This window comes from Ligilactobacillus hayakitensis DSM 18933 = JCM 14209 (assembly GCF_000615845.1).
Taxonomy (GTDB): Bacteria; Bacillota; Bacilli; order Lactobacillales; family Lactobacillaceae; genus Ligilactobacillus; species Ligilactobacillus hayakitensis.
This window is the reverse complement of sequence record NZ_BAML01000013.1, coordinates 1-13,709: the sequence shown is the minus strand read 5'-3', so window position 1 is coordinate 13,709 and position 13,709 is coordinate 1. Positions and strand designations below refer to the sequence as shown.

Here is a 13,709-nt window from a genome sequence, read left to right as displayed (position 1 = left end):
CTGACCAACATTAAACACGACGGCGTTTTGGAGGACGGCATCCGTTATGAGGAACTGGTGTAACATCCTTGATTGATGTAACTTCTAAACCAGTTGTTTGAAGAGCACGAATTGCTGCTTCACGACCTGAACCAGGACCCTTAACTGCAACTTCAACTGTCTTCATACCATGTTCCATAGCACCCTTAGCAGCTGCTTCAGAAGCCATTTGAGCTGCGAAAGGAGTTGACTTACGTGAACCCTTAAAGCCAAGTGAACCTGCTGAAGACCATGCTACTGCGTTACCATGAACGTCAGTAATCATAACAAGTGTATTGTTAAATGTTGAATGAATGTGTGCAACACCGCTTTCGATATTCTTTTTCACACGGCGCTTACGTGATTTCTTTACTGCCATGAACTAGCTAACCTCCTTTTATAATTTAATTAATTATTTTTTCTTACCTGCAATTGAAACTGCTGGGCCTTTACGTGTACGCGCATTGTTCTTAGTATTTTGACCGCGAACTGGTAAATGACGACGGTGACGTAAGCCACGGTAAGAACCAATTTCTGATAAACGTTTGATGTTCATAGAAACTTCACGGCGAAGATCACCTTCAACCTTGTAGTTATCTACAACTGCACGAATCTTATCTTCTTGATCAGCTGATAAGTCACGTACACGAACATCTTCAGAAACACCTGCTTCTGCTAAAATCTTGCGAGCAGTTGTATTACCGATTCCATAAATGTAAGTTAATCCGATTACGATACGTTTGTCACGTGGTAAATCGATACCTGCAATACGAGCCATTACAATTACACCTCCTAATTATTTATTATCCTTGACGTTGTTTGTGCTTTGGGTTATCGCAAATTACCATAACGCGACCTTTACGTCTGATTACTTTGCAATGTTCGCACATTGGTTTAACTGATGGTCTTACTTTCATGAATTATACCTCCTAATGTATTCTCGAAGTACAATCTATTTAAAGCGATAGGTAATGCGTCCCTTAGTCAAATCGTAAGGAGACATTTCGACCGTAACCTTGTCTCCTGGAAGGATACGGATATAGTGCATCCTAATCTTTCCGGAAACATGAGCTAAAATCTCATGTCCATTTTCGAGTTCAACCTTGAACATCGCATTTGGCAACGTTTCTTTGATCGTACCTTCAATTTCAATCACATCATCTTTCGCCACGCAAAAGTACCTCCTTAAATTGGTTTTAAAACTTTACACGTAAAAATGTGAGAAGCTTTCCTGGAGTCCCACCTTTTTCCGCAAGTTCACTTGTCATATAGACAAAATGAGCCTATTGAAAAGATAAACCTTGATTATATTATCATGTAACTAAAAAGAAATCAAGCCTTTTAGAAAATAATTTTCAAAATACAAAAAAGACCTATCTCCATTTTTTTGGAAATAAGTCTTTAAGCAAAATCTATTTTAAGTTATCTAAAATTTCTTTTACATCAGCGAAAACTTTTTCGATATCTTGGTTTCCATCAACTTCGTGTAATAAACCATTTTCCTTGTAGAAGTCTAATAATGGTGTATTCATCTTGATGTTGACATCTAAACGGTTCTTAACTGTTTCTGGCTTATCGTCTTCACGTTGGAAGAATTCACTACCGCCACAACGGTCACATTTTCCTTCTTCTTTAGTTGGATTAAATACTTTGTGATATGTTGCTCCACAATCACGGCAAATAAAACGACCTGTTAAACGTTCCATTAATGATTCTGGATCAACGTGGATGTTAATAACAGCAGTTAATGATTTGCCTAATTCTTTACCCATAACTTCTAAAGCTTCAGCTTGAGCCATGTTACGTGGAAATCCATCTAATAAGAAACCTACGTTTGTATCGTCTTCTGAAAGACGTTCTTTCACAATACCATTTGTAACTTCGTCAGGTACTAATTCTCCCTTATCGATGTAGCTTTTAGCTTCTAATCCCATAGGTGTGCCATTTTTCATTGCTGCACGGAAAATATCCCCTGTTGAGATGTGTGGAATCTTGAATTCATCAACGATTCGTTCTGCTTGAGTTCCTTTACCAGCACCTGGTAAACCCATTAACATTAAATTCATTGCCATAATGAAATCCTCCAAAAATTTTATTACTTTTACATTATACTCTATTTTCTTACATGATTGCATAAAAAAAGAGGTTGAACATAAAAATTCAACCTCTTTTTGCCTCATGCAAGTTAAAATCTTACATTTGACCTCAATCTTAATTTCGAATAAACCCTACGTATTCTTGTTTCATCATCATACCGTTTAATTGGTTAAGTGTTTGAATTGTAACACCTACAACAATTAATAAACTAGTACCACCTAAACCGATTGATTCATTTAATCCCCATAACACAGAGGCTAATAAAGGAATTAGTGAAATTAACCCTAGGTAAAGCGAACCTACAGTACTTAAACGCATAATTAAGCGAGAAACGAACTTTTCAGTTTCTTTACCAGGCCAAACGCTAGGAATATAACTTCCTTGCTTTTGTAAGTTTTCAGAAAGTTTTTCTGGATTAACTTGTACAAAAGCGTAGAAGAAAGTAAAGACGACAATCAAGAATGTATACAAAATCATTCCTGGAACAGATTGCATATTAAACACGTCTGACATCACTTTATACCAAGTATCTTCAGAGTGATTTTGCGTAAACGCAAGCAAAATTGTTTGGGGTGCTGATATAAATGAACTAGCAAAGATAACAGGAATAACCCCAGCAACATTGACCTTCAAAGGTAAATATGAACTGTCAGTTGCACCAGCAAGACGTCTTGTATATTGAATAGGAATCTTGTAGCTAGCTTGTTCTACGTACGTAACAAATGTCACAATAAGTAAAACGATAACCAACAAGATTACCATATAAGTAATAGGTTGCCAAATATCACTACTTGAAACACCAGAAAATTGTTCATTGTAGATTTCAGCAATACCACTAGGAACACGAGATAAAATACCAGCCATGATAATCATGGAGATACCATTACCCAAGCCACGATCTGTAATCATGTCACCTAACCACGTTGTAAACATCGTACCACCTGTTAAGATAATACCAATAATTATAAACGTTTTAGGGCTAGGATCTTCAACAAGATTTAAACTACTTAAAGCGTTAAATCCAGCCGTAATAGCTACAGATTGAATAAAGGCTAAAATAATTGTTAGATATCTCGTTACTTGGTTTAACTTTCTACGACCTACTTCCCCTTGTTTACTCCATTCAACAAAGCGAGGAACAATATCCATTTGAAGCAGCTGCACAACAATTTGCGCAGTAATGTATGGAGAAACCCCCATAGCAAAGAGAGAATAGTTAGTTAATCCCCCACCACTAAAAGTGTTCAAGATATTAATTAACCCTGAAGATGCAATGCTTTGCAGAGCTTTAGCATTGATCCCAGGGACAGTGATATAAGTGCCTAAGCGAAATACAATCAAGACACCTAAGGTAAATAAGATTTTTTTACGAATCTCTTTCACGGCAAAGGCATTCTTCATTGTCTTAAGCATGATTAGATCACCTCAGCTTTACCGCCTTTTGATTCGATAGCTTCCTTAGCTGATGCAGAGAACTTGCTTGCCTTTACAGTAAGCTTCTTGTTCAATTCACCATTACCAAGAACTTTGATACCGTCTTTTTCATCTTTAACGATACCTGCTTCTACTAATAATGCTGGAGTTACTTCAGCACCATCTTCGAATTTGTTTAAAGTTTCTAAGTTAACAATCGCAAATTCTTTGCGGTTGATGTTCTTGAAACCACGTTTTGGCATACGACGGAACAATGGCATTTGTCCACCTTCGAAACCTAAACGTACTTTACTACGAGCCTTTTGACCTTTTTGACCACGGCCAGCAGTTTTACCGTTACCAGATGAAGTACCACGACCAACACGATTACGTACTTGACGTGAGCCTTCAGCAGGTTGTAATTCATGCAACTTCATTAGGTTGGCACCTCCTTATTAACACATTATTAACTATTTTGCCAATTCAACGTCCACTAAATGGTTGATTTTCATAATAGCACCGCGCATTGCAGCGTTGTCAGGAACAACAACTGAACTGTTGATACGCTTAAGGCCTAAACCTTCAACGATCTTGCGTTGCTTTTGAGGACGTCCAATGACAGAGTGAATTAAAGTAACTTTTAATTTAGCCATGAATTTGTCCTCCTATTATTCTGCTAAATGTTGAAGAGATACTCCACGTAACTTAGCTACGCTTTCAGCATCTTTCATATTAACTAAACCATCAAATGTAGCGCGTACAACGTTAACAGGTGTGTTTGAACCTAATGATTTACTTGTAACGTCAGCGATACCAGCAAGTTCCATAACGGCACGAACTGCACCACCTGCAGCAACCCCAGAACCGGCAATAGCTGGTTTCAACATAATACGACTACCACTGTATTGACCAATAACTTCGTGAGGAAGTGTTGTTCCAACTGTAGGAACTTCGATTAAGTTCTTACGAGCAGCTTCAACAGCCTTACGGATTGCTTCTGGCACTTCTTGAGCTTTACCAGTACCAAAACCTACGTGGCCGTTGTGGTCACCAACAACTACTAAAGCAGCAAAGCGAAGACGACGTCCACCTTTAACAACTTTAGTGATACGGTTAATCGCAACAACGCGATCTTCTAATTCTAATTGAGCTGGATCAATAAAAGCCATAAACGTTATTTCCTCCTTTTCCTAAAAGTCTAAACCATTTTCGCGTGCAGCTTCAGCTAAAGCTTGTACACGACCATGATATAGGTATCCGCCACGGTCAAATACAACTTCTTTGATACCCTTATCTGCAGCACGTTTTGCAACAACAGCACCAACTGAAACGGCTTGTTCAGTCTTTGTGTTGCCACTTACTTCGCTGTCTAAAGTAGAGGCACTAACTAGCGTCACACCCGCTACGTCATCAATAACTTGAGCGTAGATGTTTTTGTTTGAACGATAAACATTTAAGCGTGGGCACTCAGCAGTACCAGAGATTTTACCACGGACACGTGCATGACGTTTTTGACGTGTCTTATTCTTATCTGGTTTTGAAATCACAATTTTCACCTCTTAGATTAATTTGTCAGCATTTATGCTGCTTGATTATTTACCAGTCTTACCTTCCTTACGACGTACATATTCGCCAACGTAACGAATACCTTTACCTTTGTAAGGTTCTGGAGCGCGAACTGCGCGGATACGTGCTGCACAGTCACCAACAACTTCTTTGTTGATACCTGAAACAACAACTGAAGTAGCTGAAGGTGCTTCAAAAGTGATACCTTCTTCTTCTTCAAATTCAACAGGGTGTGAGTAACCAACGTTTAATACGAGAGTTTTACCCTTCATTTGTGCACGGTAACCAACACCACGAAGTTCAAGTTCTTTCTTGTAACCTTCTGTTACACCAACAACCATGTTGTTGAAGTTTGAACGTGTTGTACCATGTAAAGCTTTAGTTTTGTTATCTTCTGCTGAACGTTCAAAAGTAACTGTGTTACCTTCAATGTTCATAGAGATCTTGTCAGAAAATTCACGTGTTAATTCACCCTTAGGTCCTTTAACAGTTACAAAATTACCGTCTTGTTTTACTTCAACGCCTTCTGGCAAGTCAACTACTTTATAACCAATACGAGACACTGATAGACACCTCCTTATTTAATAATAAAAATTACCAGATGTAAGCTAATACTTCGCCACCAATTTTCTTGGCACGAGCTTCTTTATCAGTGATAACACCTTCAGAAGTTGAGATAATAGCAATTCCTAAACCATTTAATACTTTAGGAACAGCATCAGCTTTTACATATGAACGTAAACCTGGTTTTGAAATACGACGGATACCTGAAATAACACGTTCGTTATCCTTACCGTACTTCAAGAATACGCGAATGATTCCTTGTTTGTCATCATCGATGTATTCTACATCGCGAACGAAACCTTCATTTTTAAGAATTTCTGCGATGTCACGTTTGATTTTTGATGCAGGTACTTCTAATGATTCGTGTTTTGCTAAGTTAGCGTTACGAATGCGTGTTAAGAAGTCTGCGATTGGATCAGTCATGACCATTGTTCGTTTGCCTCCTTTACTTATCTAAATGGATTACCAGCTAGCCTTCTTCATGCCAGGGATTTGACCCTTATGAGCAAGTTCACGTAGGCAAACACGGCATAACTTGAATTTACGATATACAGAATGTGGACGACCACAACGTTCACAACGTGAATATTCTTGAGTTGAGAACTTAGCTGGACGCTTATTCTTTGCGACTTGTGACTTTTTAGCCAATGTGAAACCCCCTTATTTAGCGAATGGCATTCCAAGTTGTGTTAACAATTCTTTTGATTCTTCGTCTGTATTTGCTGTTGTAACGATAACAATGTCCATACCGCGAACTTTGTTAACATCATCAAAGTCAATTTCAGGGAAGATTAATTGTTCACGAATACCCAAAGTGTAGTTACCACGACCGTCAAAGGCACGCTTGCTTACACCGTGGAAATCACGAACACGAGGTAATGATACTGATACTAACTTGTCTAAGAAGTCGTACATACGTTCACCACGTAATGTAACCTTTGTACCAATAGCCATACCTTCACGTAAACGGAAACCAGCGATTGATTTCTTAGCTTTAGTAATAACTGGTTTTTGACCAGCAATCAAAGTTAATTCGTCAACTGCTTCGTCTAAACGTTTAGCGTTACTTACTGCATCACCAACACCCATGTTGATAACAATCTTTTCAACTTTTGGTGCTTGCATGATTGATGAGTAATTAAATTTTTCCATCAATGATGGAACGATTTCATTTTTGTATTTTTCTTTTAAACGGTTAACCATGAAGAAAGTATCCTCCTTTCGTTAATTATAAAGTTTCACCTGTTTTTTTAGAAACACGGACTTTCTTACCGTCTACTACTTTAAAACTAACACGAGTAGCTTCGTTGTTAGAAGGATCAATCAACATTACGTTAGAAACGTGGATTGGTGCTTCAACTTCAACGATACCACCATTTGGGTTAGCGTTAGTTGGTTTTTGGTGTTTCTTAACGATATTGATACCTTTAACGATCACACGGTCGTTAGCAGGGAATACTTTTTCTACAGTACCTTCCTTACCTTTGTCCTTACCAGCGATCACTTTAACCTTATCATTTTTCTTGATGAACATTATTCTTCGCACCTCCTTACCTACGTTTGTTGATTATAATACTTCAGGTGCTAAGGAAACGATCTTCATGAAGTTTCCGTCACGTAATTCACGAGCAACTGGCCCGAAGATACGTGTACCCTTAGGTGATTTATCTTCACCAATAATTACAGCAGCGTTTTCATCAAATTTGATGTATGAACCATCTGGACGGTGTGTACCGTACTTAGTACGTACAACAACAGCCTTAACAACGTCACCTTTTTTGACAACGCCACCTGGTGTTGCTTGTTTTACAGTAGCAACAATGATGTCACCGATATTTGCAGTCTTTACACGGGAACCACCTAAAATTTTAATTACTAAAATTTCACGAGCACCAGAGTTATCAGCGACTTTTAAACGACTCTCTTGTTGGATCACAGTATGTGTCCTCCTTTCGTTATTAGATCAGAATACGAATCAGTGCAAATGTTATTTTAAATACGAGTTAATATTATAAAATAACTGCTTTTTCAACGATTTCTAATAAACGGAAACGTTTTGTAGCTGACAATGGGCGAGTTTCCATGATTTTAACGATATCGCCAACTTTTGCTTCGTTGTTTTCGTCATGTGCATAAAATTTCTTTGAGTACTTAACACGTTTGCCGTAAACTTTATGATTCTTGTAAGTTTCAACGACAACTGTGATAGTTTTATCCATCTTGTCAGAAACGACACGTCCTTGATAGACCTTGCGTTGGTTACGACTTTCACTCATCGCGATTAGCCTCCTTTTCGTATTCTATTTGTTTAATTCTTGTTGACGTAATGCAGTTTTAATACGTGCAATGTTCTTACGCACTTCTTTTAAGCGAGCAGTATTTTCTAATTGACCGGTAGCTAATTGGAAGCGTAAGTTGAATAATTCTTCTTTGAATTGCTTTTCTTTTTCAAGCATTTCAGCAGTGGTTAATTCAGTAATTTCTTTAGCCTTCATTTGATTCGCCACCTACTTCCTCACGTTTTACAAACTTAGTTTTCACTGGGAGCTTGTGTGATGCTAAACGTAAAGCTTCACGAGCTACTTCTTCAGAAACGCCAGCAATTTCGAACATTACCTTACCACGTTTAACTGGAGCAACCCAACCTTCAGGAGCACCTTTACCAGAACCCATACGAACACCAATAGCTTTTGCTGTGTATGATTTGTGAGGGAAAATCTTAATCCAAACTTTCCCACCACGCTTCATGTAACGAGTCATAGCGATACGAGCAGCTTCGATTTGACGGTTTGTAATCCAGTGTGATTCTAACGCTTGGATACCGTATGTACCGAATGTTACTTCTTTACCACCTTTAGCTTCGCCACGCATCTTACCACGGAATTCACGACGGTGTTTAACACGCTTTGGTACTAACATAGATTATTTCCCTCCTTTACTGTTTTCTTTCTTTGCAGGTAAAACTTCACCACGGTAGATCCAAGTCTTAATACCTAATTTACCGTATGTTGTGTGAGCTTCAACCCATGAATAATCAATATCTGCACGTAAAGTATGCAATGGAACAGTTCCTTCTGAGAAACGTTCAACACGTGACATATCTGCCCCGTTTAAACGACCAGCAACTTGTACCTTGATACCTTGTGCACCAGCACGCATTGTACGTTGGATAGCTTGCTTCATAGCACGACGGAAAGCAACACGGTTTTCCAATTGTGCAGCAATGTTTTCACCAACTAATTTAGCATCTAAATCAGGTTTCTTGATTTCAACGATGTTAATGTGTACACGCTTGCCTGTTAAGTTATTTAATTCTTTACGAAGTTTTTCAACTTCAGATCCACCTTTACCGATAACCATACCTGGTTTAGCAGTGTGGATAGAAATGTTAACGCGTTTTGCTGCACGTTCGATTTCAATAGTTGAAACAGAAGCGTCGGCTAATTTGCTTTCAATGTATTTACGTACACGTAAATCTTCGTGTAAGTTAGCAGCAAAATCTTTTTCAGCATACCATTTTGCGTCCCAATCACGAATGACTCCGACACGTAAACCTGTTGGATTTACTTTTTGACCCACGCGTTATCCCTCCTTATTTAACTGATACCACAACTGTAATGTGGCTTGTACGTTTGTTGATTGGAGAAGCAGAACCCTTTGCACGAGGACGGAAACGTTTTAAAGTTGGTCCTTCGTTAACAAATGCTTCGCTTACATACAAATCTTCAACATCTAAGTCAAAATTGTTTTCTGCGTTTGCTACAGCAGATTTTAATACTTTTTCGATTAAGTAAGCACCTGATCTTGGTGTAAAGTTCAAGATACCAAATGCTTCAGCAACACTCTTACCACGGATAAGATCGATCACTAGACGTGCTTTACGTGCAGGGATTCGAACTGTCTTGGCAGTTGCTTTTGCTGATGTAACTTGTTCAGCCATTTTAAATCCTCCCTTACTATCTTACGCCAGTCTTCTTATCGTCATTACCATGACCATGGAATGTACGAGTTGGCACGAATTCACCTAACTTATGTCCAACCATATCTTCTTGAACATAAACTGGCACATGCTTACGGCCGTCGTGTACTGCAATAGTGTATCCAATGAAACTTGGGAAAATTGTAGAACGACGTGACCATGTCTTGATTACTGATTTCTTTTCTTGATCAGCTTGTGCTTCAACCTTTTTCATCAAATGTTCATCGACGAAAGGTCCTTTTTTCAAACTACGACTCAATTGTAATCCTCCCTTCGGACTCGAATAGCAATTATTTAAGCAACTTTACCTAAATAATTATTTCTTCTTACGGCTACGTACGATAAATTTGTTTGATCTAGCTTTCTTAGAACGAGTCTTAAGACCTGTAGTCTTCTTACCCCATGGAGACATAGGACTTGGACGACCAACAGGAGCCTTACCTTCACCACCACCGTGAGGGTGATCGTTAGGGTTCATTACAGAACCACGAGATTGAGGACGCTTGCCTGCCAACGTGAGCGACCAGCCTTACCTACTTTAATTAATTCGTGTTGTTCATTACCAACAGCACCAATTGTAGCACGGCAAGTAACAAGAATCATACGAACTTCACCAGAAGTTAAACGAACGATTGCGTACTTGTCTTCCTTACCAAGCAATTGTGCTGATGTACCAGCAGAACGAACTAATTGTCCACCCTTACCTGGTTTTAATTCGATATTGTGGATAACAGAACCAACAGGAATGTTTGCAAGTGGTAATGTGTTACCTACCTTAATATCTACATCTGTACCTGATTCAACAACTTGACCTACTTTTAAGCCTTTAGGAGCAAGGATGTATGATTTAACACCATCAGCGTAAACGATTAAAGCGATGTTTGCTGAACGGTTTGGATCATATTCGATTGCTTTAACAGTTGCAGGTACGTTATCTTTAACACGCTTGAAGTCGATCAAACGGTATTTACGTTTGTGTCCACCACCACGGTGACGAACTGTGATACGGCCGTAACTGTTACGACCAGCTGTTTTGCTTAATGAAACAACTAAAGACTTTTCAGGTGTTGTCTTTGTGATTTCAGCAAAATCAGAACCAGTCATATTACGACGACCATTAGTGGTTGGTTTGAATTTTTTGATCCCCACAGTGTTTTCCTCCTATTACAAATTATTAATCTTCAAATAATTTAATTTCTTTTGATTCGGCAGTTAAAGTAACGATAGCCTTACGACGTTTCTTAGTGTAACCTTCGTAACGACCCATACGTTTCTTCTTACCTTTAACATTCATAACGTTTACTTTAGCAACTTTAACATCAAAGATGTCTTCAACTGCAAGTTTAACTTGAGTCTTTGTTGCGCGTGTGTCAACGTCGAATGTGTAACGCTTATTGTCCATTTCAGCGATTGAAGCTTCTGTGATAACTGGACGTAAAATTACATCGCGTGATTCCATTATGCAAGAACCTCCTCTACTTGAGAAAGAGCTCCTTGAGTGATGACTAATTTATCATTATTGATAACATCTAATACATTTAAACCTTTAGCAGGAATTACTGTAACGTTCTTTAAGTTACGTGCTGCTAATGCTGCTGTTGTATTGTCATCTTCAAGAACTACTAACACTTTTGTATTAACATCTAAGTTACTCAATACTTGAGCAAATTCTTTTGTCTTTGGAGCGTCGAAACTTAATGAATCAACTACTACAAAGCTGTTGTCAAGAACTTTTTGTGAAAGTACTGACTTGATTGCTAAGCGACGAACTTTGCGTGGAAGTTTGTAGCTGTATGAGCGAGGTGTTGGACCGAAAACAGTACCACCACCAACCCATTGTGGTGAACGGATTGAACCTTGACGAGCACGACCTGTACCCTTTTGACGCCATGGCTTACGACCACCACCGCGAACGGCACTTCTGTTCTTTACAGCATGTGTTCCTTGACGTAATGATGCACGTTGCATGATAACTGCATCAAAAACAACATTGTTGTTTGGTTCGATACCAAAAACTGCGTCGTTTAATTGTACGTCACCGTTTTTGCTACCATCTTGTTTGAATAATGCAACTGTTGGCATGTATTATTTCCTCCCTTCCTCGATTATTTTACAGTACTCTTGATTGTTACTAAGGATTTGTTTGCACCTGGTACATTACCCTTAATCAAAAGTACACCATTGTCTGTATCAGCTTTAACGATTTCCAAGTTTTGGATCGTAACTCTGTTGCCACCCATACGTCCTGGGAGTAATTTACCCTTCATAACACGGTTAATAATAACACCCATAGAACCTGGACGACGATGGTAACGAGAACCGTGAGCCATAGGTCCACGGTGTTGACCATTACGTTTGATAGATCCTTGGAAACCATGTCCTTTAGACGTACCTGTAACATCCACGAATTCACCGGCTTCGAAAATATCTGCCTTGATTTCGTCTCCGACGTTGTATTCTCCAAGCTCAACATCGCGGATTTCACGAACGAAGCGCTTAGGAGTAGTATTTGCTTTTGCTGCATGACCTTTAGCAGGTTTGTTTGTTAAAACTTCACGTAAGTCTTCGAAACCTAATTGAATAGCTTCGTAACCGTCGTTTTCCATTGTTTTAACTTGTAATACAACGTTAGAATCAACTTTAACAACTGTTACAGGAACTAATTCACCGTTTTCAGTAAAGACTTGTGTCATACCTACTTTTCTACCTAAGATTCCTTTTGTGGTCATGAGTACACCTCCAATATAATTGTTTTAATTTAAATAAAATGATTAAAGTTTGATTTCGATATCAACACCAGATGGTAAGTCAAGCTTCATTAATGAGTCAACTGTCTTAGGTGTTGGATTAACGATGTCAATCAAACGTTTGTGAGTACGCATTTCAAATTGTTCACGTGAATCCTTGTACTTGTGTGGTGAACGGATCACTGTATAAAGAGTGCGTTCTGTAGGCAATGGAATAGGACCTGAAATTGTAGCACCTGTTCTCTTTGCTGTTTCAACAATCTTATCTGCAGATTGATCTAAAATGCGGTGTTCGTATGCTTTTAAACGAATACGAATTTTTTGTTTTGCCATCATTTTCCCTCCTTCGTCTATTTTGAAAATAAGACTAGCTCCGTGGAAATTACCGATCCACTCGTGGCAAAGCGGCCGGGTGTGTCGCAACCTTCCACATCAATGCTTTAATTAAACAACTAAACTGTACTTGTCCCTTGCACAAGTACTTTTCTATAATATTATATTTTGAAGATTTAATCAAGTGTTTTTTTGATTTTCTTTAAGTTTTTTTGTTTTCTTTTTATAAACTGATTCTTTCTTAATTTTTTTACTCGTCATATTTTTAACGTTCTTTAGTTTATGCATTAGATATCGACGAACTCAGCTATTTTGTTATTATAAATTTCCACATTATTTAATTTTTTGTTCTCATTTCTTTTTCTATCGTCTTTTCATTATTAATTTTCTTTTGGCACTTATCGTTTCAACTGTTCTTCAACAATTAAATTTTATTTCTTACATTGAAGTTTATTTCCTACATATTATAGATGAAATTCACTATTTTTACATTCACTTTCTTTGAAATTTTTTGAACACTATCGCGTTTTTTTTTCATTGATTATTATTATTTTTATCTTTCGTAATAATTATATTCTTCCGCCTATTATTTTGATTCTTATCTTTGGATTTAGAAGGAGCTAATTCTTTTTCGATAAATCAACGTCACTTCTTTTTGATAGAAGTTTCAATTTTTATCTTTTTTCTTATATTTTAGTCGTTTATTTTTGCTAATATTGTAAAATTTTTTTAATCTCAATTCAAAAAGCAACAGTTAGGCAGCTTGTTTTACAATCTACTCAACTGTTGCTTTTTGAAAATTTTTAATTTTTTTGTCAGTATTAATTGATAAAGATCCTATTATAAAACCACAAAAAAAGGATGCTACTAAAAAGTAACATCCTTTTACCATGTGTCATTCACAACCTATGCCGGTTGCAGGACTTGAACCTGTGACCCACGGTTTACGATACCGTTGCTCTACCAACTGAGCTAAACCGGCAAAATATAAA

General features: G+C 37.9%; 26 protein-coding genes, 1 tRNA gene and 1 pseudogene. All 28 read right to left on the bottom strand.

The window, feature by feature from the left end; translation table 11 throughout:
* Positions 1–10 precede the first annotated feature (10 nt).
* The 28 genes and pseudogenes from rpsK to JCM14209_RS04820 all read right to left on the bottom strand — a co-directional run bounded on the left by rpsK (position 11) and on the right by JCM14209_RS04820 (position 13,699).
* On the bottom strand, positions 11–397 hold the full coding sequence (gene rpsK / locus JCM14209_RS04960) for a 30S ribosomal protein S11 (protein WP_003701334.1): 387 nt from the start codon (positions 395–397) through the stop codon (positions 11–13).
* Between the two features lie 33 nt (positions 398–430).
* The gene (gene rpsM / locus JCM14209_RS04955; protein WP_025022459.1) at positions 431–796 is read right to left on the bottom strand and encodes a 30S ribosomal protein S13; all 366 of its coding nucleotides are present in this window, start codon (positions 794–796) and stop codon (positions 431–433) included.
* A gap of 25 nt (positions 797–821) precedes the next feature.
* The gene (rpmJ, locus tag JCM14209_RS04950; protein ID WP_025022458.1) at positions 822–935 is read right to left on the bottom strand and encodes a 50S ribosomal protein L36; all 114 of its coding nucleotides are present in this window, start codon (positions 933–935) and stop codon (positions 822–824) included.
* Positions 936–970: 35 nt separating this feature from the next.
* A complete protein-coding gene (infA, locus tag JCM14209_RS04945; RefSeq protein ID WP_003689399.1) occupies positions 971–1,189 on the bottom strand; it encodes a translation initiation factor IF-1 in 219 nt (72 codons plus the stop codon).
* Between the two features lie 241 nt (positions 1,190–1,430).
* On the bottom strand, positions 1,431–2,090 hold the full coding sequence (locus tag JCM14209_RS04940; RefSeq protein ID WP_025022457.1) for an adenylate kinase: 660 nt from the start codon (positions 2,088–2,090) through the stop codon (positions 1,431–1,433).
* A 139-nt stretch (positions 2,091–2,229) separates the two neighbouring features.
* Positions 2,230–3,528, bottom strand: coding sequence for a preprotein translocase subunit SecY (secY, locus tag JCM14209_RS04935; protein WP_025022456.1), 1,299 nt, complete (start codon positions 3,526–3,528; stop codon positions 2,230–2,232).
* A 2-nt stretch (positions 3,529–3,530) separates the two neighbouring features.
* Positions 3,531–3,965, bottom strand: a complete 435-nt coding sequence (gene rplO, locus JCM14209_RS04930) for a 50S ribosomal protein L15 (protein ID WP_025022455.1) — start codon at positions 3,963–3,965, stop codon at positions 3,531–3,533.
* A 33-nt stretch (positions 3,966–3,998) separates the two neighbouring features.
* Positions 3,999–4,181, bottom strand: coding sequence for a 50S ribosomal protein L30 (rpmD, locus tag JCM14209_RS04925; protein WP_025022454.1), 183 nt, complete (start codon positions 4,179–4,181; stop codon positions 3,999–4,001).
* Between the two features lie 15 nt (positions 4,182–4,196).
* Positions 4,197–4,697: a 30S ribosomal protein S5 gene (rpsE, locus tag JCM14209_RS04920; RefSeq protein ID WP_025022453.1), complete on the bottom strand. Its 501-nt coding sequence runs from the start codon at positions 4,695–4,697 to the stop codon at positions 4,197–4,199.
* A gap of 21 nt (positions 4,698–4,718) precedes the next feature.
* A complete protein-coding gene (rplR, locus tag JCM14209_RS04915; protein WP_035519966.1) occupies positions 4,719–5,084 on the bottom strand; it encodes a 50S ribosomal protein L18 in 366 nt (121 codons plus the stop codon).
* A 36-nt stretch (positions 5,085–5,120) separates the two neighbouring features.
* Entirely contained in the window at positions 5,121–5,657 is a 537-nt protein-coding gene (gene rplF / locus JCM14209_RS04910; RefSeq protein ID WP_025022451.1) for a 50S ribosomal protein L6, read from the bottom strand.
* Positions 5,658–5,688: 31 nt separating this feature from the next.
* Positions 5,689–6,087: a 30S ribosomal protein S8 gene (rpsH, locus tag JCM14209_RS04905; protein ID WP_025022450.1), complete on the bottom strand. Its 399-nt coding sequence runs from the start codon at positions 6,085–6,087 to the stop codon at positions 5,689–5,691.
* Between the two features lie 33 nt (positions 6,088–6,120).
* Positions 6,121–6,306 (bottom strand): type Z 30S ribosomal protein S14, encoded by a 186-nt coding sequence (locus tag JCM14209_RS04900; RefSeq protein ID WP_025022449.1) that lies wholly within the window; start codon positions 6,304–6,306, stop codon positions 6,121–6,123.
* A gap of 12 nt (positions 6,307–6,318) precedes the next feature.
* A complete protein-coding gene (gene rplE, locus JCM14209_RS04895; RefSeq protein WP_025022448.1) occupies positions 6,319–6,861 on the bottom strand; it encodes a 50S ribosomal protein L5 in 543 nt (180 codons plus the stop codon).
* Positions 6,862–6,886: 25 nt separating this feature from the next.
* Positions 6,887–7,192 (bottom strand): 50S ribosomal protein L24, encoded by a 306-nt coding sequence (gene rplX, locus JCM14209_RS04890; protein WP_025022447.1) that lies wholly within the window; start codon positions 7,190–7,192, stop codon positions 6,887–6,889.
* Between the two features lie 33 nt (positions 7,193–7,225).
* On the bottom strand, positions 7,226–7,594 hold the full coding sequence (rplN, locus tag JCM14209_RS04885) for a 50S ribosomal protein L14 (protein WP_003701315.1): 369 nt from the start codon (positions 7,592–7,594) through the stop codon (positions 7,226–7,228).
* A 73-nt stretch (positions 7,595–7,667) separates the two neighbouring features.
* Positions 7,668–7,934, bottom strand: a complete 267-nt coding sequence (gene rpsQ / locus JCM14209_RS04880) for a 30S ribosomal protein S17 (protein WP_025022446.1) — start codon at positions 7,932–7,934, stop codon at positions 7,668–7,670.
* A gap of 24 nt (positions 7,935–7,958) precedes the next feature.
* Positions 7,959–8,153, bottom strand: coding sequence for a 50S ribosomal protein L29 (gene rpmC, locus JCM14209_RS04875; protein WP_025022445.1), 195 nt, complete (start codon positions 8,151–8,153; stop codon positions 7,959–7,961).
* Entirely contained in the window at positions 8,143–8,577 is a 435-nt protein-coding gene (gene rplP, locus JCM14209_RS04870; RefSeq protein ID WP_025022444.1) for a 50S ribosomal protein L16, read from the bottom strand. Before rplP ends, rpmC begins: the two co-directional genes overlap by 11 nt.
* 3 nt (positions 8,578–8,580) lie before the next feature.
* Positions 8,581–9,237, bottom strand: coding sequence for a 30S ribosomal protein S3 (rpsC, locus tag JCM14209_RS04865; protein WP_025022443.1), 657 nt, complete (start codon positions 9,235–9,237; stop codon positions 8,581–8,583).
* A 13-nt stretch (positions 9,238–9,250) separates the two neighbouring features.
* A complete protein-coding gene (gene rplV, locus JCM14209_RS04860) occupies positions 9,251–9,598 on the bottom strand; it encodes a 50S ribosomal protein L22 (protein WP_025022442.1) in 348 nt (115 codons plus the stop codon).
* Between the two features lie 16 nt (positions 9,599–9,614).
* Complete coding sequence (rpsS, locus tag JCM14209_RS04855) at positions 9,615–9,896, bottom strand: 30S ribosomal protein S19 (RefSeq protein ID WP_025022441.1); 282 nt, start codon at positions 9,894–9,896, stop codon at positions 9,615–9,617.
* A gap of 57 nt (positions 9,897–9,953) precedes the next feature.
* Positions 9,954–10,786: pseudogene (gene rplB / locus JCM14209_RS09100) on the bottom strand (50S ribosomal protein L2).
* A 25-nt stretch (positions 10,787–10,811) separates the two neighbouring features.
* Positions 10,812–11,096, bottom strand: coding sequence for a 50S ribosomal protein L23 (gene rplW, locus JCM14209_RS04845; protein WP_025022440.1), 285 nt, complete (start codon positions 11,094–11,096; stop codon positions 10,812–10,814).
* Positions 11,096–11,719, bottom strand: a complete 624-nt coding sequence (gene rplD / locus JCM14209_RS04840) for a 50S ribosomal protein L4 (RefSeq protein WP_025022439.1) — start codon at positions 11,717–11,719, stop codon at positions 11,096–11,098. The genes rplW and rplD overlap by 1 nt, the downstream gene beginning before the upstream one ends.
* Positions 11,720–11,742: 23 nt before the next feature.
* Positions 11,743–12,366: a 50S ribosomal protein L3 gene (gene rplC, locus JCM14209_RS04835; RefSeq protein WP_025022438.1), complete on the bottom strand. Its 624-nt coding sequence runs from the start codon at positions 12,364–12,366 to the stop codon at positions 11,743–11,745.
* Between the two features lie 42 nt (positions 12,367–12,408).
* Positions 12,409–12,717, bottom strand: a complete 309-nt coding sequence (gene rpsJ, locus JCM14209_RS04830; RefSeq protein ID WP_004563872.1) for a 30S ribosomal protein S10 — start codon at positions 12,715–12,717, stop codon at positions 12,409–12,411.
* A gap of 909 nt (positions 12,718–13,626) precedes the next feature.
* Positions 13,627–13,699, bottom strand: a tRNA-Thr gene (locus JCM14209_RS04820).
* Between the last annotated feature and the right edge of the window lie 10 nt (positions 13,700–13,709).